General features: G+C 67.2%; 18 protein-coding genes and 1 pseudogene. 7 read left to right on the plus strand and 12 right to left on the minus strand.

What is annotated here, in order from left to right:
• Positions 1-2 precede the first annotated feature (2 nt).
• The 3 genes from hutH to hutC all read left to right on the plus strand — a co-directional run bounded on the left by hutH (position 3) and on the right by hutC (position 3,805).
• Positions 3-1,535, plus strand: a complete 1,533-nt coding sequence (gene hutH / locus V6W80_RS06460) for a histidine ammonia-lyase (protein ID WP_338546259.1) — start codon at positions 3-5, stop codon at positions 1,533-1,535.
• A 79-nt stretch (positions 1,536-1,614) separates the two neighbouring features.
• A complete protein-coding gene (locus V6W80_RS06465) occupies positions 1,615-2,997 on the plus strand; it encodes an amino acid permease (RefSeq protein WP_173150531.1) in 1,383 nt (460 codons plus the stop codon).
• Positions 2,998-3,091: 94 nt separating this feature from the next.
• A complete protein-coding gene (gene hutC, locus V6W80_RS06470) occupies positions 3,092-3,805 on the plus strand; it encodes a histidine utilization repressor (RefSeq protein WP_338546261.1) in 714 nt (237 codons plus the stop codon).
• 50 nt (positions 3,806-3,855) lie between these two features.
• Here hutC and V6W80_RS06475 read toward each other — a convergent pair whose 3' ends face one another.
• The 4 genes from V6W80_RS06475 to V6W80_RS06490 all read right to left on the minus strand — a co-directional run bounded on the left by V6W80_RS06475 (position 3,856) and on the right by V6W80_RS06490 (position 7,692).
• The gene (locus V6W80_RS06475; RefSeq protein WP_338546262.1) at positions 3,856-4,479 is read right to left on the minus strand and encodes a HutD/Ves family protein; all 624 of its coding nucleotides are present in this window, start codon (positions 4,477-4,479) and stop codon (positions 3,856-3,858) included.
• A 325-nt stretch (positions 4,480-4,804) separates the two neighbouring features.
• Positions 4,805-5,413, minus strand: coding sequence for an FMN-dependent NADH-azoreductase (locus tag V6W80_RS06480; protein WP_173150535.1), 609 nt, complete (start codon positions 5,411-5,413; stop codon positions 4,805-4,807).
• Between the two features lie 399 nt (positions 5,414-5,812).
• Positions 5,813-7,192, minus strand: coding sequence for a PepSY-associated TM helix domain-containing protein (locus V6W80_RS06485; RefSeq protein ID WP_338546264.1), 1,380 nt, complete (start codon positions 7,190-7,192; stop codon positions 5,813-5,815).
• 89 nt (positions 7,193-7,281) lie between these two features.
• A complete protein-coding gene (locus V6W80_RS06490) occupies positions 7,282-7,692 on the minus strand; it encodes a hypothetical protein (RefSeq protein WP_338546266.1) in 411 nt (136 codons plus the stop codon).
• 103 nt (positions 7,693-7,795) lie between these two features.
• Between V6W80_RS06490 and V6W80_RS06495 the strand changes: the two genes are divergently transcribed.
• Positions 7,796-8,341, plus strand: coding sequence for a GNAT family N-acetyltransferase (locus V6W80_RS06495; protein ID WP_338546268.1), 546 nt, complete (start codon positions 7,796-7,798; stop codon positions 8,339-8,341).
• Here V6W80_RS06495 and cobF read toward each other — a convergent pair.
• Positions 8,308-9,069, minus strand: a complete 762-nt coding sequence (gene cobF, locus V6W80_RS06500; RefSeq protein ID WP_338546269.1) for a precorrin-6A synthase (deacetylating) — start codon at positions 9,067-9,069, stop codon at positions 8,308-8,310. The genes V6W80_RS06495 and cobF overlap by 34 nt on opposite strands.
• Positions 9,070-9,182: 113 nt before the next feature.
• Here cobF and V6W80_RS06505 point away from each other — a divergent pair, with 113 nt between their 5' ends.
• Positions 9,183-10,406, plus strand: coding sequence for an MFS transporter (locus V6W80_RS06505; protein WP_430707785.1), 1,224 nt, complete (start codon positions 9,183-9,185; stop codon positions 10,404-10,406).
• Here V6W80_RS06505 and V6W80_RS06510 read toward each other — a convergent pair.
• The 7 genes and pseudogenes from V6W80_RS06510 to V6W80_RS23985 all read right to left on the minus strand — a co-directional run.
• The gene (locus V6W80_RS06510) at positions 10,403-13,015 is read right to left on the minus strand and encodes an excinuclease ABC subunit UvrA (RefSeq protein ID WP_338546271.1); all 2,613 of its coding nucleotides are present in this window, start codon (positions 13,013-13,015) and stop codon (positions 10,403-10,405) included. The two genes, V6W80_RS06505 and V6W80_RS06510, sit on opposite strands and share 4 nt — an antisense overlap.
• Before the next feature lie 114 nt (positions 13,016-13,129).
• A complete protein-coding gene (locus tag V6W80_RS06515; RefSeq protein WP_338546273.1) occupies positions 13,130-15,526 on the minus strand; it encodes a TonB-dependent siderophore receptor in 2,397 nt (798 codons plus the stop codon).
• A gap of 136 nt (positions 15,527-15,662) precedes the next feature.
• Positions 15,663-16,616, minus strand: coding sequence for a FecR domain-containing protein (locus V6W80_RS06520; protein ID WP_338546275.1), 954 nt, complete (start codon positions 16,614-16,616; stop codon positions 15,663-15,665).
• Positions 16,613-17,128: a sigma-70 family RNA polymerase sigma factor gene (locus V6W80_RS06525; protein WP_064306719.1), complete on the minus strand. Its 516-nt coding sequence runs from the start codon at positions 17,126-17,128 to the stop codon at positions 16,613-16,615. Before V6W80_RS06525 ends, V6W80_RS06520 begins: the two co-directional genes overlap by 4 nt.
• A gap of 246 nt (positions 17,129-17,374) precedes the next feature.
• Entirely contained in the window at positions 17,375-18,568 is a 1,194-nt protein-coding gene (locus tag V6W80_RS06530; RefSeq protein ID WP_338546279.1) for a DUF2252 domain-containing protein, read from the minus strand.
• A 138-nt stretch (positions 18,569-18,706) separates the two neighbouring features.
• Entirely contained in the window at positions 18,707-19,570 is an 864-nt protein-coding gene (locus tag V6W80_RS23980; RefSeq protein ID WP_430707804.1) for a methyl-accepting chemotaxis protein, read from the minus strand.
• 39 nt (positions 19,571-19,609) lie between these two features.
• Positions 19,610-20,338, minus strand: a pseudogene (locus V6W80_RS23985) (CHASE3 domain-containing protein); the annotation flags it as partial.
• Positions 20,339-21,019: 681 nt separating this feature from the next.
• On the opposite strand from V6W80_RS23985, the gene V6W80_RS06540 reads away from it, so the two are divergent.
• A complete protein-coding gene (locus tag V6W80_RS06540) occupies positions 21,020-21,376 on the plus strand; it encodes a YajD family HNH nuclease (protein WP_017638989.1) in 357 nt (118 codons plus the stop codon).
• 152 nt (positions 21,377-21,528) lie between these two features.
• Positions 21,529-22,182: an ATP-dependent Clp protease proteolytic subunit gene (locus V6W80_RS06545; protein WP_257706582.1), complete on the plus strand. Its 654-nt coding sequence runs from the start codon at positions 21,529-21,531 to the stop codon at positions 22,180-22,182.
• Positions 22,183-22,416 lie beyond the last annotated feature (234 nt).

The raw sequence follows: 22,416 nt of genomic DNA on the forward strand, positions 1-22,416 counted from the left end.
CGATGAATACCCTTATCCTGAAACCCGGCACCCTCGACCTGGCCCGGCTGCGCCAGGCCTATCAGCAGCCGCTGCGCGTCGAGCTGGATCCGGCGGCCCATGCCGCCATCGATGCCAGCGTGGCCTGCGTGGAAAGCATCCTCGCCGAAGGCCGGACCGCCTATGGCATCAACACCGGCTTCGGCCTGCTGGCCTCGACGCGGATCGCGCCGGCGGATCTGGAAAAGCTGCAGCGCTCCCTGGTGCTGTCCCATGCCGCCGGTGTGGGCGAGGCGCTGGACGACGACCTGGTGCGGCTGATCATGCTGCTCAAGGTCAACAGTCTGGCCCGCGGTTTCTCCGCCATTCGCCGCCAGGTCATCGAGGCGCTGATCGCCTTGATCAATGCCGAGGTCTATCCACATATCCCGCTCAAGGGCTCGGTGGGCGCCTCGGGTGACCTGGCGCCGCTGGCGCACATGTCGCTGGTGCTGATCGGCGAGAGCAAGGCGCGCTACCAGGGCCAGTGGCTGCCGGCCCGCGAGGCGCTGGCGGTCGCGGGTCTCGAACCCATGACCCTGGCGGCCAAGGAGGGCCTGGCGCTGCTCAATGGCACCCAGGTGTCCACCGCCTATGCGCTGCGCGGGCTGTTCGAAGGCGAAGACCTGTTCGCTGCGGCCACGGTCTGCGGCGGCTTGAGCGTCGAGGCCATGCTCGGTTCCCGGGCGCCCTTCGATGCGCGCATCCATACCGCGCGGGGCCAGCGTGGCCAGATCGACGTGGCCGCGGCCTATCGCGAGCTGCTCACCGACAGCAGCGAGGTGTCCCGCTCCCACGCCAATTGCGACAAGGTCCAGGATCCCTATTCGCTGCGCTGCCAGCCTCAGGTGATGGGCGCCTGCCTGACTCAGTTGCGCCAGGCCGCCGAGGTGCTGGAGGTGGAGGCCAATGCCGTGTCCGACAATCCGCTGGTGTTCGCGGAAGAGGGCGACGTCATCTCCGGCGGCAACTTCCACGCCGAGCCGGTGGCCATGGCCGCCGACAACCTGGCCCTGGCCCTGGCCGAGATCGGTGCCCTGTCGGAGCGGCGCACCTCGCTGATGATGGACCGGCACATGTCCCAGCTGCCGCCCTTCCTGGTGGAGAACGGCGGGGTCAATTCCGGCTTCATGATCGCCCAGGTCACCGCCGCGGCCCTGGCCAGCGACAACAAGGCCCTGGCCCATCCGGCCAGCGTCGACAGCCTGCCCACCTCGGCCAATCAGGAAGACCACGTGTCCATGGCGCCCAATGCCGGCAAGCGACTGTGGGCCATGGCCGAGAACGTGCGCGGCATCCTCGCCATCGAGTGGCTGGGCGCCTGCCAGGGCCTGGACTTCCGTCACGGCCTGAAGAGTTCGGAACGCCTGGAAAGGGCGCGCAGCCTGTTGCGCGAACAGGTGCCCTACTACCAGGAAGACCGCTTCTTCGCCCCCGACATCGAGGCCGCCAGCGCGCTGCTGGCCAGCGGCTGCCTGAACGAGTTGATCATAGCGCGCCTGCTACCCAGTCTCTAAGGGCTATCGCCCGCCTGCAAGGCCGCCTTCTCTGCGGGCGGCCATCTCTGTACTACAACAACAATCGGAGATCTCTAGCATGACCAACCTGGTTGGCCTCACGCGGGGTTTGAATGCCCGGCACATACGTTTCATCGCCCTTGGCTCGGCCATTGGCACGGGCCTGTTCTACGGTTCGGCCTCGGCGATCCAGCTGGCCGGCCCGTCGGTACTCTTGGCCTATCTGATCGCCGGAGCGGCGGTGTACATGGTCATGCGCGCTCTGGGCGAGATGGCGGTACGCAATCCGGTTTCTGGTTCCTTCGGGGCGTATGCCTCCAGCTACCTGGGCCCGCTGGCGGGCTTTCTCACCGGCTGGACCTACTACTTCGAGATGGTCATCGTCTGCCTGGCCGACGTGACCGCCTTCGGCATCTACATGGGCTTCTGGTTTCCCGATGTACCGCGCTGGATCTGGGTGTTGTCGATCATCTTCTTCATCGGCGCTCTGAATCTCTGCTCGGTCAAGGTCTTTGGCGAGCTGGAATTCTGGCTGTCCGCTCTCAAGGTCGGTGCCATCGTGGCGATGATCCTGGGTGGCCTGGGCATCATGCTCTATGGAATGGGTCTGAGCGAAGGCGGCACCGGCATCCAGAATCTCTGGGCGCACGGGGGCTTCATGCCCAATGGCATCGGCGGCTTCATTGCCTGTTTCGCGGTGGTGGTCTTCGCCTTCGGTGGCATCGAGATCATTGGCGTCACCGCGGGAGAGGCCAAGGATCCGCAGCGGGTCATCCCCCAGGCGATCAGGGCCGTGCCCGTGCGGATCCTGCTGTTCTATGTGCTGACGCTGTTCGTGCTGATGGCCATCTTTCCCTGGCCGGAGATCGGTACCAAGGGCAGTCCCTTCGTACAGATATTCGATCACCTCGGCATCGGCTTTGCCGCCGTGCTGCTCAACATCGTGGTGATCTCCGCGGCGATTTCGGCGATCAACAGCAATGTCTTCGGCGCGGGGCGCATGCTCTATGGCATGGCCAAGCAAGGTCAGGCGCCGGCGGGGTTCGCCAAGGTGTCGCGCAATGGCGTGCCCTGGCTGACCGCGGTGGTCATGGCGCTTGCCCTGCTGCTGGGCGTGATCCTCAACTACCTGATCCCCGAAGACGTCTTCTTGCTTATCGCCTCCCTGGCGACCTTCGCGACGGTCTGGGTCTGGTTGATGATCCTGCTGTCCCAGGTCGCCATGCGGCGCGGCATGACGCCTGCCGAGACGGCCGCGCTGAAGTTTCCGGTTCCTCTGTGGCCCGTGGCGCCTGCTGCAGCGATTGGCTTCATGCTGTTCGTGTTCGGCGTGCTGGGCTGGTTCCCGGACAGTCGTCCGGCCATGGGGGTAGGCGTGGTGTGGCTTGGCTTACTGATCCTCGCCTACTACATCTGGGTCCGGCCTTCCGTTGATCGCCAGCCGGCGTTGACGGTCGAGTAACGTCGAGAGGTTTCCGTCCCCTGCCAACGGATGGCAAGGGACGGAGCGGGGCGTATCATTCGACTCTTTGCGTTGCCAACGCCATGGAGATCCGGTGACCAGCCAGACGCCCCCGCGCTACAAGATGATCGAAGATTTCCTGCTGACGCGGATCCGCAACGGGGACTATCCAGTCAATCACCAGATTCCTCCCGAAGAGCAGCTGGCGCGGGACTTCTCGGTCAGTCGGATGACGGCCAACAAGGCGATCAACAACCTGGTGCAGCAAGGCTATCTGGTGCGCCAAGCCGGGCTGGGAACCTTTGTCACCGATTCCCGTGCCGAATCCTCGCTACACGAGGTGATGAACATTGCCGCCGAGGTGCGCGCAAGGGGGCATATGTACGCCAACGATGTCTTGCGCAGCGAAGCTATCGCCGCCGATGACGAGGTGGCTCTGCGTCTTGGCCTGCGGATCGGTAGCCAGGTGTTCCACAGCATCCTGGTGCACCGTGAGGATGGCGTGCCCATCCAGCTCGAAGATCGCTATGTCAATCCGCGCTGGGTGCCGCACTACCTGGACAGCGACTTCAGCTGCCAGACGCCCAACGAGGTGCTGGTGGCCAGCTGTCCGATCAGCGATGTGGAGCACATCGTCGAGGCGGTGCTGGCCAACGCTCAGACCGCGCACTGGCTGGAGATCGCCGAGGGGGCGGCCTGCCTGTCGATGATCCGCCGGACCTGGTCGAACGAGCACCTGATTAGTTACGTGCGGCTGCTGCATCCGGGCGACAGGTACAAGCTGAGCTCGACGACGCGGCATCGCTGAACAGGGACCCCAAGCAGGGACTCTACCGCTGCGAGTCAGGCGGCCGGATGCTATGGCGGGCAGGTTTCGCAGCCGCGGGTTGCGGTCTTGGGTGTTGCCAGCGGTCGCAGCTGGATCAGGCCGAGGTGTGCCTGGCCCTGCAGGGTCAGGGTTTGACCAGAGGAAGCAAGGGCAACACGCGCCGCATCATGCCGCTCCAGCCTGATTGGCGAATGGCCGCCCAGGATGCACAAAGACCCTTGGTCGCAGAACAGCAAGGTGGTCGCCACCACGCCTAGCTGCCGAGTACCGTCGAGCCTTAGCCAGCTCAGCTCGCCCTGGTAGCGATCCGGGCGATAGATCAGATTTAAATCGCGGATGGGTCCATCGAGCAATTTGCAGCTGACCTGGGAGTCACCGGAAAAGATGAACGTCTCCCAACAGCCGAGCGCTGGGGTGCATAGGCCGTCGACATTCAGCCGCATGCCGGCGCCTTCGAGCACACTGATGATTCGCGTCATGCCGGGGAAGGGAGAGAAGTCGCCTGACTGGGAGACGTCCGCCATGGAGACCCGCCAGCCGAAGTCCGCCTTTGTGCCATCCGTGTCGCGGGCTATCTCCAGGGTGGTGCCCAGGCCGTTACGCCAGGCCATGCGGCGATGCGCAGCGGCGGGCAGATGCTCGACGAGATTCATGGGCTGACCTGCCTGGCTTGCTGGATCGCCTGGCCCTGACACAAGGTCTTGGTCCACAAGCCCGCACATCCTTCAAGCATCTGACCAGCCTCCTCGACGGCAAGGGGTGCAAGGGCATCGCTCGCGAAACGAGCGTGATCCTGCAAAAGCGAGATAGTAAGAACAACTCTGGCTATTTGTATAGACATTTGGGAGGTCAGAGCTTTACTAGGAGAATGCCTTGGCGTTCGGGTAGTACCTCCGCAGCTGATTCTGTCCGCCTGGGTCTGTCGGGTCGTCCTGGTCAGTCTGCAGATAGCCGACACCGAGGCGCCGGCTGGATAAATCAGAGCTTGGCCACCAGCGCCACGGCGTCCTGTTTGGCCTGGTCGCGCGAAGCCTGGTCGACCTCGGCACCGAACAGGGTCTTTTCCACCACCACGGTGTGCATCCGGTCGATGCCGACCATCTCGCACCAGGTGCGCAGATAGGATTCCTGGTGCTCCTGGCGATCCAGGGCCGCACCGCGGGCGGCGATCACCAGGGCCTGGCGGCCGCCGAGCAGGCCGTTGAGGCCGCGCTCGTCGAAGGTGAACAGCAGGTCCTTCTGGCTGACCACGTCGAACAGTTGCTTGAGCTTGTAGGGGATGCCGAAATTCCAGCAGGGCACGCCGAACACCAGCACATCCGCGGCCTTGAAGCGCTGCGCCAGTGCCTTGGCAACCGTCCAGGCGTGCGCCTGCTCAGCGCTCAGGGGCTCACCCTGGATGCCGGCGTACTTGGCGTCGAGGATGGGGCCGTCGAATTCCGGCAGGTCGCAGTGCCAGGCATCGAGGGTATCCACCTCGGCGTCGGGATGTTTGCCTTGCCAGGCCTGGATGAAGGCGGTGGCGACGTCCAGCGAGGCGGAGCGCTCCTGGCGGGGCGAACCTATCACGTGCAACAGGCGGGGCATGGGCAGATCCTCGAAGGATGGGGATTGCGATAACTATAATCCCGTCGACGGGGTGCGCCAGTCTGAAGCGAGGCGGGCCGATGGATGGTCTCGAAAGCGATTTTTGGCGTGACGATTGGTGTTGGGCGGGCCCTCACCCCAGCCCTCTCCCAGGGGGAGAGGGGGTGGTTGGGTGCGAGTGGGAGGCCGCGTGCGCCATAGGGTGGACAAGGACGCAGCCTCGGTCAGGGCGGGGGCGACGGGGCGACTACGTAGGTTGGGCTGAGACAGCTCCACCGTCGAAGCCCGACAACCAACGTCGTGCCAGCCCCGTTGGGCTTCGCTGGCGCTCAACCCAACCTACGCGCCCATCCTTCACTCGTAGGTTGGGCGAAGCCCGACAAATGTCCCATCCCCACCTCAGGCCGAACCGGCTTCCGTGCGCAGGGCCGAGCCGCGCAGGCCGAGTAGGGTGTCCAGCAGCAGGAACAGCAGCAGGCTGCCGCCGAGCACCGGCAGGCACAGTCCGAGCAGCACGGCCGTCGCCGGGACCAGCAGGCGCGGCAGGGGCGACAGCTGCCGCCAGAGGGCGACCAGACCCGGTTGCGCCGGATCGCGAGTAGGACGACGGCGCCACCAGAGCAGATAGCCCCAGACGGTCATGACCAGCAGGCCGAGGGCGATGGCCACCAGCACCAGCTGGTTGGCCAGACCGAACAGCACGCCCATATGGGCATCGATCCCCCAGCGGGTCAGCTTGGCCGGCAGCGAGTACTGGGCGAAGCGCACCTGGTCCACCACCTGGAGGCTGGTCGGATCGACGGCGACGGCGTCCACCTGGGTCGGCCAGCGGCGGTCGATCTCGCTGACCGTCCAGGCCTTGTCGGCGCTACGGGCCGGACGGATCTCCAGCTTGCCCGCGTCGATGCCGGCGGCGCGGGCGCTGGCCAGTACCCGATCGAAGGTGGCTGGATCCAGCGGCGGTGCCATGGTCATGTGCATGGCGCCATGGCCGTGGTGCTCAGCGTGCTCGTCGTGGGCCATGGCCGGTGCCGGCGCGCTGCCCAGGGAGGTCTTCACGCTGGGCGTGGACCAGCCATAGTGAGCGCGCAGCACGCCGATGTTGTCGCCGGCGAAGCGCGACCAGGTCAGGCCGGTGGCGGAGAGGAACAGCAGTCCGCCCAGCAGCCAGACGCCGGTGCTGGCATGCAGACCGCGCAGCCCTCGGGCCGGGCGGCGCTGGCGGCGCCGCACCAGCCACAGCGTGAGACCGCCGAGGGCCGCGACCCACAGCCAGGAGGCGGCCAGCTCGCTGTAGAGGCGACCGGGTTCGCCCAGCAGCAGGCTGCGGTGGAACTGATCGATGGCGGTGCGCAGCGGCAGGATGCCGCTGGTGCCATAGACGGTCAGGTCGCCACGGATGGCGCCGGTGACCGGATCGACGAAGAGGGCGCGATGGGCCGATTCGCCCAGGGACGGATCGTTGAACATCACCCGGGTAGTGTCGCCCGCCGCAGGGGAAGGACGTACCGCGCCCAGGGTCAGCGCAGGACCGGCCATGGCCTGGGCGGCGCGCACCTGCTCGGCCAGTGGCAGGGCTTCGCCACGGCTGGGGGTGTGCAGGGCCTCGGCATAGAGGCGCGCTTCCAGTTGCGGCGTGAGGGCATAGAGCAGCCCGCTGGCGGCGGCCATCAGCAGAAAGGGACCGACGAACAGGCCGATGAGGAAATGCAGCCGCGCCAGCAGTTGCAGCAGCGGCCCCGGCGCCTTGGCGGCTGGAGCGGAGGGGTGCGAAGTCATAGCGTTCACCACGGAGCGACGCGCGACCAGCGAGGGGCCACGCGCGGGATTACGAAAAGAGAGGACAGCCGTCTTTCGTCGCCGAGGTGTCAGGGCGCCTGGGGATGGAGCGTGGAGCGTCGTGCGCGGGGTGGGGGCGGCAGCGCGCTCTGGTAGCGTCGGCAATGGGGATCGCCGGGACGCAGCAGCCATTGCAGGGCGACGGCCAGCAGGGTGGCGAGGAACAGGGTGGCGGCGAAGACGCAATCACCCGTGGGCGAGAGGGTCGTCACGCTGCCGCCCGGGAGGCCCGCGTGCATGCCGGCCATGTCATCACCCTGGACGGCCTGAGCGTGCAGACCGTGATGGTGCTCATGCACCTGGCCGAGGGATGGCAGGACCGGCAGGGTGAGGCGTGCCAGCATCTGACCATGGCCCAGGGCGCAGACGAGTCCGTTCAACAGGATGCAGGCAAGCAGCATCCAGGCGAGCGAAGCGCGCGGGAAACGGACGGTTTTCATGGCTGGGACTGTATCATCGTCGCGAGCGGCGCACAGCCCGGCCGGCGCGGCCCTGCGCCGAAATGTCGCGCCCCGCCCTCTGCCGAAGAGACCAAACACCGCCATGAGCCAAGCGCCTTCCATCAGCCTGGAACGGATCACCGCCGCGGATGACGAGACGCTGGGCTTCCTGCAGGCGAGCTATCGCGAGCTGTTCGGTAGCCGGATCGAGGCGACGACCCTGCCCCCGGATCTACAGGGCTTCGCCGACCACTATGGGGCAGGTCGCGGCTGCCTGCTGATCGCCCGGGGTGCCGCTGGAGAGCCCCTCGGCAGCATCGCCTACCGGCCCTACGACCGGCGCTTTCCGCAGCTGGCCTATCCTGGCGAGCGGACGGTGGAGGTGGTGCGGCTGTATGTGGCGCCGCAGCAGCGTCGCCAGGGCCTGGCGCGACGGCTGTTCGGGGCGCTGCTGGCCCAGGCGCGGCAGGAGGCGGTCGACCGCCTCTATCTGCACACCCACCCCTTCCTGCCCGGGGCCGAAGCCTTCTGGCTGGACCAGGGTTTCCAGGTCGTCGCGCGGGAGACGACCCTGCCCTGGCAGACCATCCATCTGGATCGACGGCTGGACAGCCCTCAGGCGTCTGCCGGCCCGCGACAGAGCAGATAGGTATCCATGATCCAGCCGTGTTCTTCGCGTGCGGCACTGCGCACCCGGTGGATCTCTTCAGCCACCTCCTGCAGCGGTCCGGCGATGAGGATCTCGTCCGCCGTGCCGACGTAGGCGCCCCAGTAGATGTGCAGGCCAGGCTCGTCCAGGCGGCGATAGGCTTCGTGGGAATCGAGCATCACCACCAGGCTGTCCAGGTGCGCGGGAAAGCGCTCCAGGTGCCGGCCGGGGGTGATCTCCAGGGCCTGGCCGATGCGATTGAGCGGCACCCGATGGCGCGCGGCCAGGGCCTGGACGCTGGAGATGCCGGGGATCACCTCATAGTCGAAGTCCAGCCGGCCGTCGCGCCGGATCGCCGCCAGGATGCGCAGGGTGCTGTCGTACAGCGCCGGATCGCCCCAGACCAGGAAGGCGCCGCATTCGTCGTCCGCCAGCTCGTGCTCGATCATCTCTTCCATCAACGCCTGCTTGGCAGCATTGAGGTCGTCCACCGCCTGGCGATAGTCGCCTTCGCGGCGGCGCTCGGGGATGGGCGCGGTGACGAAACGATAATCCGCCTGGCGGATGTGCCGGGCGCAGATGGTCTCGCGCAGGTGGATCAGGCTGTCCTTTTCCGTGCCCTTGTCGAACAGAAAGAAGGTACTAGCGCGATTGAGGGCGGCGATGGCCTGGAGGGTGAGGTAGTCGGGATCGCCGGCGCCGATGCCGATGACCAGCAGGGTTTTCATGGGGTGGCCTCGAAGGAAGGAGCAGCGCCCAGTGTAACCAGGGATGTCTCTTCGGTAGAGCCGTCCGTGAGCGTCATGCTAGGTTCGACGGGTTTGCCTGCTGCCAGGCAGGGATGGACAGGATCGAGGAGGACAGGGGCGTGACGATGACGGCGAGCTGGCGACGGATACCCCGCGGGGTCTGGATTCTGGGTGGGGTGAGCCTGTTCATGGATATCTCCTCGGAGATGATCCACAGCCTGTTGCCGCTGTTCCTGGCCACCGGCCTGGGCCTGAGCGTGCTCTATATCGGCATCCTCGAAGGGGTGGCCGAGGCGACCGCGCTCATCACCAAAATCTTTTCCGGCGTACTCAGCGACTACCTGGGCAAGCGCAAGGGCCTGGCGGTGCTGGGCTATGGCCTGGGCGCCCTGAGCAAGCCGCTGTTCGCCCTGGCCAGCGGTGCCGGCCTGGTGTTCGGCGCGCGCTTCATGGATCGCATCGGCAAGGGCATTCGCGGCGCACCGCGCGACGCCCTGGTGGCCGACGTCACGCCGCCGGAGATCCGCGGTGCCGCCTATGGCCTGCGCCAGTCGCTGGATACCCTCGGCGCCTTTCTCGGCCCGCTGCTGGCGGTGGGGCTGATGCTGCTCTGGGCCAACGATTTCCGCGCGGTGTTCTGGGTGGCGGTGATCCCCGCCTTCATCGCCGTCGCCTTGCTGTATTTCGGCCTGGAGGAACCCAAGGCGGCCATCGTCCAGGCGCGCACCAATCCGCTCACCCGCAGCCAGCTGTGCAAATTGCCGGCGGCCTTCTGGCAAGTGACGCTGCTTGGTGGTGTCTTCACCCTGGCGCGCTTCAGCGAGGCCTTCCTGGTGCTCAAGGCCGAGCAGGTGGGCGTGCCCCTGGCGCTGGTGCCGCTGGTGATGGTGGGCATGCACCTGGTGTTCGCGCTGTCGGCCTATCCGCTGGGGGCGCTGTCCGACCGGATCAGCCATTGCGCGCTGCTGGCCTGGGGCCTGGTGCTGCTGATCCTGGCCGACCTGGCGCTGGCCTTCAGCAGCGGCTGGATCGGGCTGGCCCTGGGCATCCTGCTCTGGGGCCTGCACATGGGCATGACCCAGGGCCTGCTCGCCGCTATGGTCGCCAAGACCGCCCCGGCCGAATTGCGCGGCACCGCCTTTGGCCTGTTCAACCTGGTCAGTGGCATCGCCCTGTTGCTGGCCAGCACCATCGCCGGCGCGCTCTGGCACTTCGTCGGCTCCGCCGCCACCTTCCAGTTCGGTGCCCTGGCGGCGGCACTGACCTTGCTGGTGCTGGCCGCCTGCCGCCGTAGCGTGGCGCCAATTACGGGTTAGTCGAACAGGGGCCGCAGATAGGGTGCCGTGGGGCTGGCGGGATCGTCCGCTACCGCGCGGGGCGTGCCACTGGCGACGATGCACCCACCCGCCGTGCCGGCGCCGGGGCCGATGTCGATCAGCCAGTCGCTGCCGGCCACCACCTGCAGGTTGTGCTCCACCAGCACCACGGTATTGCCTTCGTCGACCAGGCCGTGCAGCTGGCGCATCAACCGCTCCACGTCGGCCGGATGCAGGCCGGTGGTGGGTTCGTCCAGCACATAGAGAGTGGTACCGCGACTGGTGCGCTGCAGCTCGGTGGCCAGCTTGATGCGCTGGGCTTCGCCGCCGGAGAGTTCGGTGGCCGGCTGGCCCAGGCGCAGATAGCCCAGGCCGATGTCGGCCAGCACCCGCAGCGCTCGCGCCACCGGGGCTTCCTCGGCGAAGAAGGCCAGGGCCTCGTCCACCGTCAGGCCCAGGACCTCGGCGATGGTCTTGCCCTGCCAGCGCACCTCCAGGGTCTCGGGGTTGTAGCGCGCGCCCTGGCAGGTGGGGCAGGCGGCATAGACGCTGGGCATGAACAGCAGTTCGACGCTGACGAAGCCCTCGCCCTCGCAGGTCGGGCAGCGGCCCTTGGCGACGTTGAAGGAGAAGCGTCCGGCGTCGAAGCCGCGTTCCTGCGCCTCGGGGGTGGCGGCGAACAGCTTGCGCACCCCGTCGAACAGGCCGGTGTAGGTGGCCAGGTTGGAGCGTGGGGTGCGGCCGATGGGCTTCTGGTCCACCGGTACCAGCCGGCGGATGCCGCCGAGGCCACCGACTACCTGGCCGGTGGTGGCGGGCAGGGCATCGCCGTCCAGTTCCGGGGCCTCGTCGCCATCTTCGGCGGCGCGCTGGCCCAGTTCGGCGCCCACCAGTTCCAGCAGCGCCTGGCTGACCAGGCTGGACTTGCCCGAACCGGAGACCCCGGTCACCGCCGTCAGGCAGCCCAGCGGAAAGGCGGCGTCCAGGCCCTGCAGGTTGTTGCGGGTGACCCCGGCCAGCCGCAGCCAGCCCTGGGGTTCACGGGGCGGCCGGGTCTCGCGTTGCGGCGCGGCGAACAGATAGCGCGCCGTCACCGACTCCTCGACCTCGGCCAGACCGGCGGGCGGGCCGCTGTAGAGTACCCGGCCACCGCCTTCGCCGGCCGCGGGACCGACATCCACCAGCCAGTCGGCACGCTTCATGGTGGCCAGGTCGTGCTCCACCACGAACAGCGAATTGCCCTGGGCCTTGAGGCCGTCGAGGGCTTCCAGCAGCGACTCGCCATCGGCCGGATGCAGACCGGCGGAGGGTTCGTCCAGCACATAGACCACCCCGAACAGCTGGGACACCAGCTGCGTCGCCAGGCGCAGGCGCTGCAATTCGCCGGAGGAGAGGGTGGTGGTGCTGCGCTCCAAAGCCAGATAACCAAGGCCCAGGCGGGTGAGGGTCTGCAGCCGTTCCAGCAATTCGGTGGCCATGCGTTGGGCGGCCAGGCGCTTTTCCGGGGAAAGATCGGGGGTACGGCGCACGTCCGGGGCACTGGCGTGATCGCTGCCGCCGGCGGCCTTGCGCCGGGCGCGATCCTGCTTGCCGGCCTTGGCGTCCAGCACGCGGGCATCCTTCGCCTCGTCGAAATCGCCGGCAGCGACCCGGCGCAGCAGCACGGTGAGGTCGTCCAGCGGCAGCCGCGACAATTCGCCGATGTCCAGGCCGGCGAAGGTCACCGAGAGCGCCGCCCGGGTCAGCCGCTTGCCGTGGCACAGCGGGCAGGTCTGGCCGATCATGAAGCGCGCCGCGCGCTGTTTCATCTTGGCGCTCTGAGAGTTGGCGAAGGTGTGCAGCACATGGCGCCGCGCCCCGGTGTAGGTGCCCTGGTAGCTGGGCTCGGCCTTGCGCTTGAGCGCGGCACGGGTCTGCTCGGGGGTGAGGCCGGCATAGACCGGGACGGTGGGCTGCTCCTCGGTGAAAAGGATCCAGTCGCGCTGCTTTTGTGGCAGGTCGCGCCAGGGGATGTCGACGTCATAGCCGAGGGTGACCAGGATATCGCGCAGATTTTGCCCGCCCCAGGCGGTAGGCCAGGCGGCGATGGCGCGCTGGCGGATGGTCAGCGACGCATCCGGCACCATGGAGGCTTCCGTGACCTCGTAGACCCGGCCCAGGCCGTGGCACTCGGGACAGGCGCCCTGGGGCGTGTTGGGCGAGAAATCTTCGGCATAGAGCATCGGCTGGTCGGCGGGGTAGCGACCGGCGCGGGAATAGAGCATCCGCACCAGGCTGGAAAGCCCGGTCACGCTGCCCATGGACGAACGACTGTTGGGCTGGCCGCGCTGCTGTTGCAGGGCCACCGCCGGCGGCAGGCCTTCGATGGCCTCCACCTGGGGCACCCCCACCTGGTCGATCAGCCGCCGCGCATAGGGCGCCACCGATTCGAAGTAGCGGCGCTGGGCCTCGGCATAGAGGGTGCCGAAGGCCAGCGATGATTTGCCCGAGCCGGACACCCCGGTGAACACCACCAGGGCATCGCGGGGGATATCCACGTCGACGTTCTTCAGGTTGTGCTCGCGGGCACCGCGGACGGAGACGAAACCGGGACGGGGGGAGGAGGGCATGACGGGCGGAAACCTTGACTGGGAGCGTGCAGACTCGGACCACGTCAGGGAGCAAAGGATCGCCGGGCGGTGGCGGACGACGGGACAGCGGTCTCGTCGTCCGCCTGCCTGGGCTCAGAAGGTGTAGCTGACCGACAGCGTCGCGTTGCGCGGCGCGCCGTAGTTGCCGCTGGTGGCGTTGTTGTAGAGCGACAGCAGGTATTTGCGGTCGGTGAGGTTGTTGAGATTGAGCTGGGTGCTCCAGTGTTCGTCGAAATCGTAGCTGCCCAGCACATCCACCAGGGCATAGGCGTTCTGGTGGATGCGGCTGTTGTTGTCGTTCTCGATACCGCTCTGCCATCTCAGCCGCGCGCCGACCTTGGCTTGGGGCAGGCCCGGCAGGCGATAGGTCGCCAGGCCACGCAAGCTGTGGCTGGGCACGAATTTGCGCGCCCGCTCGCCGTCCGCGTCGTCGATGCGCACATAGGTGTAGCCGGCTAGCAGGTCCAGGCCGGGCAGCGCCTCGCCGGAGACCTGCAGCTCCAGGCCATGGCTCTGGTAGTCAGTGGTGTCGTAGAGATAGCGCGAACCGGCGAACACCGAGGTCGAGGCCACGTTGCGCTGCTCGGTCTTGAACACCGCGGCGGTCAGGCTCAAGCGGTCGTCGAACAGGCCACCCTTGATCCCGGCTTCCAGACTCTTGCCTTCCAGCGGATCGAGCAGCCGGCCATCCAGGCCGAAGCTGTATTGTGGGCTGAAGATCTTGGTCCAGCTGGCATAGAGGCTCCATTGCGGACTCAGGTCGTAGACCAGGCCGGTGTAGGGGGTGACCTCGCCATGGGCACGGGTGTAGTAGTCGGCGCCATAGCTCAGGCCGCTGGCATCGGCGCTGAGCATCCGCGCACCGACGATCCAGTGCAGGTCGTCGACCAGCTCGAAGCGGGCGCCGGCGAACAGGCTTTTCTGGCGGTCGGTGAAGTCCTGGGTGTGGCCGATATCGTCGGTGTATTGCAGCGACGGCTCGGGGACCCCGGCCAGGGAGCCGGAGAGGGTGGTGGGGTAGTAGCCATCCTCGGCGAGGATCTTTTCCCGCAACTTCTGGTGGGTCCGGCCGTAGCTGGCGCCCAGGGTGAGTTCGTGGTCGCGGCCGAATAGCTGGAAGGGGCCGGACAGCCTGGCCTCGCCGATCAGCTGGTGCGCCTTGCTGGCGGAATGGTCGCCAAAGGCGGTGGCGTCGTCGCCGTTGACGCCGAAGATGTAGTACATGTCGGCGTTCTGCCGCTCGGTGACGCCGGTCGCCGTGAGGGTACCCCGCCAGCCGTTGCCGAAGTCGTGGGTGAATTCGCCGAAGACGCGCTGGGTATCCAGATTCCAGTAGGTCCAGTCCTGGCCGATGCTGGAACTGCGCCGGCCGTAGTGCAACGGATTGCCGTCCACATCGGCCAGCGGCAGGTTGCCCCAGGAGCTGCCGTTGGCGTCGCTGTTGTGCTGGGAGAAACCCAGGGTCAGGGTATCGGCCTCGCTGAGGTCGAAGGCCACCAGGCCGGCCGCGATGTTCTTTTCATGGCCATAGCGATCCAGCCAGGAATTGCCCTTGTCGTGGGCGTAGATGAAGCGTCCGCGTACCTTGCCGGTCTCGATCAGGGGGCCGGAGACATCGGCATCCACCCGGCGGTTGTCCCAGGAACCGATGCTGGCGCCGAGCCTGGCCTGGAACTCGGCGGTGGGCCGCTTGCGCACGAAGTTGACCGCCGCGGAGGGATTGCCGGTGCCACTCATCAGGCCATTGGCCCCGTGCAGGACGTCCACCTGCTCGTATTCCGCCAGGTCCTGGTCGCCCACCAGGGTGGTGCTGACGAAGGGCATGCCCATGCCGTCGTACTGGAAGCTGTTGATGTCGAAGCCGCGCGAGGTGAACTGGGTGCGGTCGGTCTCGGTTTGCTCGACGGTCACCGACGGGGCGGCACGCAGGGCTTCCTTGATGCTCTGCAGGCGGAAATCCTCGACCTGGTCGCGGGTCAGGGTGGTGATCGCCTGGGGTGTCTGCCGCTCGGTCAGGCCCAGGCGCGTGGTGCTGGTGCTGACCGGGCGCCGGTAGCCGACATCCGCGCCCCCGCCCGTGGCGCTGGCCTGGATGGTGGTTTCGGGCATGGCCAGGGCGGCCTCGGCACTGCCACCTTCCAGGGCATAGATGCCGGCGCCACGTTCGCTCCAGCGATAGCCGCTGCCGCGCAGCAGGCGCTCGAAGCCCTGGTCGAGGGTATAGCGGCCCTGCAGTCCCGGGCTGCTGCGACCGGCCAGCGGCGCCGGATCGAACACCAGCTGGACCCCGGCCGTGGCGGCGAAGCGGGCCAGTACCGCGTTCAGCGGACCCGCGGGAATCCGGTAGTCACGCCCCTCCGCGGCGGCCAGGGCCGGCAGGGGCAGCAGGGCCAGTCCGGCACCGGCCAGGGGCACGCCCTGCAGGGCGACGGCCAGGATCAGTGGGGTGAAGGCTCGGGTGGCGGGTTGCTGCCGGTGGATCTTTGCCATGTCGTGTTGCCGTCCTCTTGAGCGCACCAGGCGCGGGCTGCCACCGCTCCCCATGAGGGTGTCTGCAGCTATCCCGGACGAGCGCGGCAAAGTGCTCAGGGCAGCGCGAACTTTTTTTCGGCTGGATCGCCGGCGTTCAGGGCGCCCCCACCGCCACCCAGTAGCGGGTGCGGCGCGTGATGCGGATCGGCAGGGTGCGTTCCAGCGCCAGTAGGGCCTGGTCGGTGTCGTCCAGCGACAGGGCGCCGGACACCCGCAGCCCGGCGACGACCGGGTCGCAGCGCAGCAGGCCGGGGCGATAGCGACCCAGTTCCGCCAGCACCTCGGCCAGCGGGCGGTCGTGGGCCAGCAGCATACCGTGCGTCCAGAGGCTGGCATCCTCGTCCACCGGGGCGAGGCGCTGTACGCCGCGGGCGTCGAACCAGGCTTGCTGCCCCGCGGCCAGGCGTATGGCCGCACCCTGCTGCGGACGCACCTCCACGCCATGGGCGAAGACCGCCACCCGGCAGAGCGTCTCTTCCGCCCGTACGCTGAAGCGGGTGCCCAGGGCCTCGACCTCGCCCTGCGCCAGGCTGACTACGAAAGGCCGGCGTGGCACGACGGGATCGGCATGGGTGGTCACCAGCACCTCGCCCCGTCGCAGATGCAGGCGGCGGATGCCTGCGTCGAAGCGCACGTCCAGGGCGGAGTCGCTGTTCAGCACCAGCTGACTGCCATCGGCGAGCAGCAGGGAGCGCCGCTCGCCGATGGCTGTCGTCAACTCGGCGCCCAACGCGTCCAGTGGCAGGGGGCGCAGGGCCAGCCAGCCGCCGGGAAGCCCCACCAGCAGGGCGGTGAGCAGGCGCAGGGTGCGCCGCCGACTGAGCGTCCGGTCACCGACGCGGCGTACCGTCTGCTGGCCGATGTCCACGGGAACGCTGGCGAAGGTCCCCATGACCCGCTCGGCTCTTGCCCAGGCCGCGCCATGGGCCTCGCTCTGCGCGCGCCAGCGTTCGAAGGCCTGGCGCTGCGCCTCGTTGGCGCCGTCGAAGTTGAGGGTGAGCAGCCACTCGGCCGCCTCTTCGAGCAATTGCGGCGCGGGAAGGCTCATGCCTCGCACGCCACCAGGCAGGCCACCAGGGCGCGCTGGATATGCCGGCGCACGGTGATCACCGCCAGATCCAGCCGTACGGCGATCTCGGCCAGGGTCAGTCGCTGGAATTGCGCCAGCAGAAAGGCCTCCCGGACCGGGGCGGGCAGGCCATCGAGCATGGCATCGATGCGCAGGAGGGCGTCGACGATCAGCCAGTGCGTCTCCGGCGACGGCACCTGGGCCTCCGGCAGGTGGGCGATGGCGTCGCGATAGGCGCGTTCCACCTCCTGGCGTCGCCAGAGGTCGATCACCAACCCCTTGGCCACCTGCACCAGATAGCGCCGAGAGTCTTCACGCACCGGCAGGCGCCCGGAACCGAGGATGCGCAGGTAGGTGTCCTGAGCGATGTCCGCCGCATCCGGCGCGTTGCCCAGCCGCCCGCGCAGCCAGCCGCTGAGCCAGCCATGATGATCGCGATAGAGCTGATCCAACGCGATGGTGGGCGAGCCGGAAGACAGGGCAGGGCGCATGGAAGATCCTTGGCGCGAGCGCCGGTCTTTAAATGATAAAGCGTCTCATTTTAGTTAAAGGCGAGGGGTCGCACAATGCGCGATCGAGCGGATCGACTCAGCGGGTGAGTGGCTGAGGGTCGGTTGGGCACGGCCTCTAGCCACCGAGTCGGGCTGGGCGGTGCTTGGGGGCGGCGTTCGGAATGGTGGGCGGGAGCAAGCAGCGCGGCCTGAGGCGAGCGCCTTCAGGCCGGTGCTACTAGGTCCTCAATCCTGCGCATGCTCCAGGGCATAGGCGCGGCAGTGGGCCAGGTAGCCCATTTCGTGGGCGCCTACCAGTTGCACCACGCTGCTCCACAGCCAGGAGGGCGCATCCAGGGTGCGGGTGCGATTGCGCTGCAGATCGCTCATCCACTCCACCCGGGTGGCCAGGTCCATCTGCCGGGCATGGGCGCGCCCGACCACCCGGGCTAGGTAGGCCGCGGCGCTCATGGCCTCGCGGGCGCTGAGTTCATCCAGTTCCAGCTTGAGATCCTGGGGCAGCAGTTCGCGGATGAAAAAGGAGTGATCGAGCATGCGCACCGCCAGCATGCGATTGCCCAGGGCCGGGGAGAGCTGGCGTGCCCCTTCCACCACGCGCTTGCCGTTGTCGCGGGGCATGGTGGCATGGGCCACGCGCGGAGCGGCGGCGGCGACCGCCTGCTTGACGTCGATCAGGCAGTAGTCCTGGTCGTCGCCGTCGTCCACGCCCAGCAGCACGGCGTAGCGGCGCAGGCCCAGGGAGCTGCAGCCCTTGACCCAGTAGGCGCTGTCGAGCAGCTCGACGCGGCTGTCGTGGCTGCGGCCCTTGAGCGAGGTCACCAGGGCGTGGATGCCCGGGGTCTCGCACAACTCGGCGATGGCCTGGCGCTCGGCCTTGCTCAGCTGCCAGAAGTGCTTGCCCAGCGGCAGCTTGGGTCGGGTGTTTTCCATGCGTTCGCGCGCCAGGTGCTTCCAGGTGCGTTGCACCGCGCTGCGCATCCCGGCCTTGACCTGGGCCGGTCGCGGCACCTCGCGCTCGAGGTCGTCCTCGAAGGCTATCTCGTAGCCGCGCATCATCTCTTCGAGCATCCGCGCCGTGGTTACCCCCGGCAGGTCGGAGCCGCGTGCCGCCGTGGCCAGCGACAGCGCCAGGCGCACCAGGTCATGGGCCGGATTGCCGACCACGGTCTGGTCCAGGTCGCGGATATTGACGTCGGTGGTGCCGTGCAGATCGCCCGTGGGGCCGAGGTTACCGGCATGGCAGTCGCCGCAGATCCACACCGCCGGCCCATTGGGCAGGCTGCGACCGGGCTGGCTGTGCAGCCACTCGTAGAAGTGCACCGTACTGCCCCGCACATAGGCGTGGGCGGAACGGGCCATCTTCAGGTTGCGCAGCTGGTTGAGGCGGGGAATACGATCAGCGGGACGCGGGGTTTTCATGCAGGGCGCAGGCCTTGGGGGAGACGCCTGTGTGACCGTTGCGCTAGGGGAATGTTTCAGTTTGTGTCAGCAGTCCACCGCTGGCCAGGGCCAGGCGGTGGGAGGTCGGGATCGCGTGGCGAAGACCGCAGGTCAGCGCTAGCAACGAAACTGGCCGATCTGCCGATTCAGGTCATTGGCCAGGGCATCCAGGGAGACGGCGGTCTTGACCGTCTCGTCGATGGCCTCGCTGTTTTGCTGGGCCATCTGCGCCAGGCGCTCCACGGTACGGGCGACGTCATGGCTGGCGGCGGTCTGTTCGCGCAGGGACAGGGAGATCTGGTTGACCACCCGTACCACCTTGTCCGAGGAATTGTTGATGCTGATCACCGCCTCGCCGGCCTGATTGGCCAGATCGACCCCGCCGTTGACCTGGCGCACGCCCACCTCCATGTCGCTCATGGCCGCCTGGGTCGCTGCCTGGATCTTCTCGATCATGGCGGCGATCTCCTGGGTGGAGTTGGTGGTGCGTTGCGCCAGCTGGCGGACCTCGTCGGCCACCACGGCGAAGCCGCGCCCCTGTTCGCCAGCCCGCGCCGCCTCGATGGCGGCGTTGAGCGCCAGCAGGTTGGTCTGGTCGGCGATGCCCTTGATCACGCTGACGATGGACGACACCCGTTCCGAGTGCTCGCCCAGTTCACCGATGCGGGTGGCCGAGGACTGCACCGTGCCGGCGATGGATTTCATGCTGTCCACCGAGGCCTGGATGGTCTGGCCACCGTCCTGGGCCAGGCGACCCGACTGGCTGGAGAGGTCGTGGGCTTCCCCGGCGTTGTCGGACACGTGGTTGATGCTCACGGTCAGCTGCTCCACGGTGGCCGCCATGCTGGAGGCGGCACTGGATTGCTCCTGGGCGGCGGTGGACAGCTGCTGGGAGTTGGCGGAGATGCTGTGGGAGGCGGCGACCAGTTGGTCGGTGCCCTGCTTGATCCCCTGGATCATGTCGCGCAGCCTGTCCTGCATCTGGCCGAAGGCGGTCAGCAGCTGACCCAGCTCGTCACGTCCGCCGGCAGGGATCGGCGAATCGAGTCGGCCGGCGGCGATGGCCCGGGCGATGGCGACGGTCTGGGCCAGTCGACCCACGATGGTGCGCGACAGCGACCAGGCGATGCCCAGCGCCAGCAGCGCGGCGAGGATGCCACCGCTGATCAGGATCAGCATGGCCTGCTGCTTGGCGTCGTCCATCGACTGGGTACGGCTGTCCAGCAGCCGATTCTCCCGGGTCTTGATCTGCCCCAGCAATTCGCGCATCGCGTCCATCTTGCCCTTGTCCTGGGCGGTGGCGATGCGGGCGGTGAGGGTATCCAGCGGCTGGGTACCGGCGTTGACCTGCCGGCGTAGCGCCAGAATCTGCTGCACGGACTCGTTGTTCCATTGCTGCTTGGCCTGACCCAGCTGGGCCAGACCGGCCTGCTGCTCGGGATTGTCGCGGGTGAGCTGGGTCAGGTCCTGCAACTGATCGGCGAACTGTTGTTCGCCTTTGTTCAGGGGTTCGAGAAACTCGTCCTTGCCGGTCAGGGCGAAGCCACGCATGCCGGTTTCCATGTTGACTAAGGCCAGCAGGGCGGCATCGGAATCCTGCAGCACATGGTAGGAGTGGATGTTCTGCCGGACGGCCAGGTTGACTTGGGTGAAGCCATGACTGGCCGCCAGGATCAGCGCCAGGATGATGACCAGGATCGCGCCGAAGCCGAGTCTGAGTTTGTTCGAGATGGTCAGCTGTTGCAGCATGGGAAAACCTCAAGCGCTAGGTAGTCGACTCACGCCCAGGGGGCAAGGTTAGGGGTTATGGCGAGCTAGCGGAGGGGAACGCGACTGATCCGTGTCTTGCGTTGACGGCGGGGAAGCGTGACTCCTGGTGGTACAGGTATCGCAGGTGACGCGGCTCGATCATCCCTGTGGCGGAGCGAGCGCCGGAAATGGCTTTTTCGTTCAAGAACCGCAGGCCAGAGCGTCTGAGCCTGGCGTTGGAGCGGTAGTCCATGAAAAAGTTTTATGTGACGCAATAAACATTTTTGCGGTCAGGCGCGATTCGTAGGAAGGGTTGCTGCCCGTGAAGGTGAGGGCGAATAAAAAGCTGTCAGCGCTCCAGCTGCGCCAAGTGCCTGGCCAATTCATCGGCCTCCGCTGGGCTGGCGGTGTCGATGAACCCACCAGCAGGCTCTGGACGTGGGGCGCTTGCAGATGCAGCGCGACAGCGCCTGGGCTGCCAAGCCGTCGGCCTGGGCGGCAGTTCGATCCGTGCGCAGGGCATTCGCCAGCGCTTCGGCAAACCGATGGCGGCACTGGCGGGAAGGTTAAGCCTGAGATTAAGAGGTCGGGCGATCGGCCGCCGGATCCTATGGCGAGCGCTCACCGGGAGCGCCAGGCCCAGGCTATACTGGGCCTCTCTCCCGACCACCCAGGTGCAGCATGGCTACCGATACCTCGAAGCTGGATCGAATCCTCGCCGAGACCCAGCGCGAGCGCGAACGCGGCTATCGCGAAAAAGCGCTGAAGATGTATCCCCACGTCTGTGGTCGCTGCGCCCGGGAATTCGCCGGCAAGCGCCTGAGCGAGCTGACCGTGCATCATCGGGACCACAACCACGACAACAATCCCCAGGACGGCTCCAACTGGGAATTGCTCTGCCTGTACTGCCACGACAACGAGCACAGTCGCTACACCGATCAGCAGTATTTCAGCGACAGCTCCCTGAGCACGCCCAAGGTGGCCCAGGCGACCCACAACCCCTTCGCGGGGCTGGCGGGACTGCTGAAAAAGGACTGAGCGCACAGCGATCCAGGCAGTCCGTCCTGCCTTAAGCCGATCTTAAGTCTCGCCCTCTAGCGTTTTAGGTCTTTGGCCGATTGCCGACCTGGGAGCGAGAGGGGATGAGACGTTCGAGCGTTGCTAAACGGTTGGCCGCCGGGGCCTTGGCCGTGCTGGCCGCAGGCTGTCTGCCGGAGGCCTCCGCCGAGATGGCCGTCATCCGCGGCGAGGGCACGGCGGCCAGCGCCGACACCGCGTCGGTGTACTTCAACAGCGGTATCAACGATCGCTCGGTCAGCTCTCTGCTGGCCGCCCTGAGCGACATCGCCCTCAAGTACCCCGCCACCAAGAACGTCAACCTCTATCTCAACAGCCCTGGCGGCAGCATGGAGGCGGGCTATGTCGCCTACGAATTCATCCGCCACTATCCGCTGCACATCAATACCATCGACGCCGCCGCGACGGATTCATCCGCCACCATGATCTATTGCGCGGCCGAAGATCGTTACGCGGCGCCGCTCGCCAGCTTTCTCCTGCATCCGGCCGCGGCGGCCATCGCCGTCAACGGCTACATGAAGCCGGATCAGGCCAAGCAGGCGTTCGAGGACGTCGAGCGCGAGAACCTCAAGTTCCGTGAGATCTACAAGGGCTGCCTCAAGCTGACCCCGGAGGAGCTCACCACCTTGCTGTCCTCCGAAAGCAACAGGCGACGATTGGGCTACGATGCGGCCAAGGACATCGGTTTGATCACCCGGGCGCCGGACCGGCTGCCGCGTGGGACCGACCGGGCTACCTACCTCGTCAGCGACGGCGGAAGCCGGTGAGGGCAGGTTGACGCCCGGCCAGACCGGCAGGTGCGGTCTACAAACGCTCGTTCTTTCGTGATACCTTTGGGGTATGCATTGCCCCTCCCGCGACTGGCAACCCAGTCCCCCATAGCTCGCACCTCTCCCGTCCTTGCTCGCTGACGCAAGGACGTCTGCCGTCCTGTCGCGCCCGCGGCGTGGCGGCTGCCAACCCTGGAATTCACGCCTGATCCGGCGTCTGCCACTCGCTCG

Source organism: Pseudomonas benzopyrenica (assembly GCF_036884265.1).
GTDB classification, from domain to species: domain Bacteria; phylum Pseudomonadota; class Gammaproteobacteria; order Pseudomonadales; family Pseudomonadaceae; genus Chryseomonas; species Chryseomonas benzopyrenica.

Bases quoted from the DNA above. Each gene is read 5' to 3' on its own strand.
- V6W80_RS23980 (WP_430707804.1), bottom strand. From the start codon at position 19,570: ATGCAGGACAGGCTGCGCGACATGATCCAGGGGATCAAGCAGGGCACC.
- V6W80_RS06485 (WP_338546264.1), bottom strand. From the start codon at position 7,192: ATGACTTCGCACCCCTCCGCTCCAGCCGCCAAGGCGCCGGGGCCGCTG.
- V6W80_RS06495 (WP_338546268.1), top strand. From the start codon at position 7,796: ATGAGCCAAGCGCCTTCCATCAGCCTGGAACGGATCACCGCCGCGGAT.
- V6W80_RS06520 (WP_338546275.1), bottom strand. From the start codon at position 16,616: ATGAGCCTTCCCGCGCCGCAATTGCTCGAAGAGGCGGCCGAGTGGCTG.
- V6W80_RS06510 (WP_338546271.1), bottom strand. From the start codon at position 13,015: ATGCCCTCCTCCCCCCGTCCCGGTTTCGTCTCCGTCCGCGGTGCCCGC.
- V6W80_RS06490 (WP_338546266.1), bottom strand. From the start codon at position 7,692: ATGAAAACCGTCCGTTTCCCGCGCGCTTCGCTCGCCTGGATGCTGCTT.
- V6W80_RS06525 (WP_064306719.1), bottom strand. From the start codon at position 17,128: ATGCGCCCTGCCCTGTCTTCCGGCTCGCCCACCATCGCGTTGGATCAG.
- V6W80_RS06530 (WP_338546279.1), bottom strand. From the start codon at position 18,568: ATGAAAACCCCGCGTCCCGCTGATCGTATTCCCCGCCTCAACCAGCTG.
- V6W80_RS06480 (WP_173150535.1), bottom strand. From the start codon at position 5,413: ATGCCCCGCCTGTTGCACGTGATAGGTTCGCCCCGCCAGGAGCGCTCC.
- V6W80_RS06505 (WP_430707785.1), top strand. From the start codon at position 9,183: ATGGACAGGATCGAGGAGGACAGGGGCGTGACGATGACGGCGAGCTGG.
- hutH (WP_338546259.1), top strand. From the start codon at position 3: ATGAATACCCTTATCCTGAAACCCGGCACCCTCGACCTGGCCCGGCTG.
- V6W80_RS06515 (WP_338546273.1), bottom strand. From the start codon at position 15,526: ATGGCAAAGATCCACCGGCAGCAACCCGCCACCCGAGCCTTCACCCCA.
- V6W80_RS06465 (WP_173150531.1), top strand. From the start codon at position 1,615: ATGACCAACCTGGTTGGCCTCACGCGGGGTTTGAATGCCCGGCACATA.
- V6W80_RS06475 (WP_338546262.1), bottom strand. From the start codon at position 4,479: ATGAATCTCGTCGAGCATCTGCCCGCCGCTGCGCATCGCCGCATGGCC.
- V6W80_RS06540 (WP_017638989.1), top strand. From the start codon at position 21,020: ATGGCTACCGATACCTCGAAGCTGGATCGAATCCTCGCCGAGACCCAG.
- cobF (WP_338546269.1), bottom strand. From the start codon at position 9,069: ATGAAAACCCTGCTGGTCATCGGCATCGGCGCCGGCGATCCCGACTAC.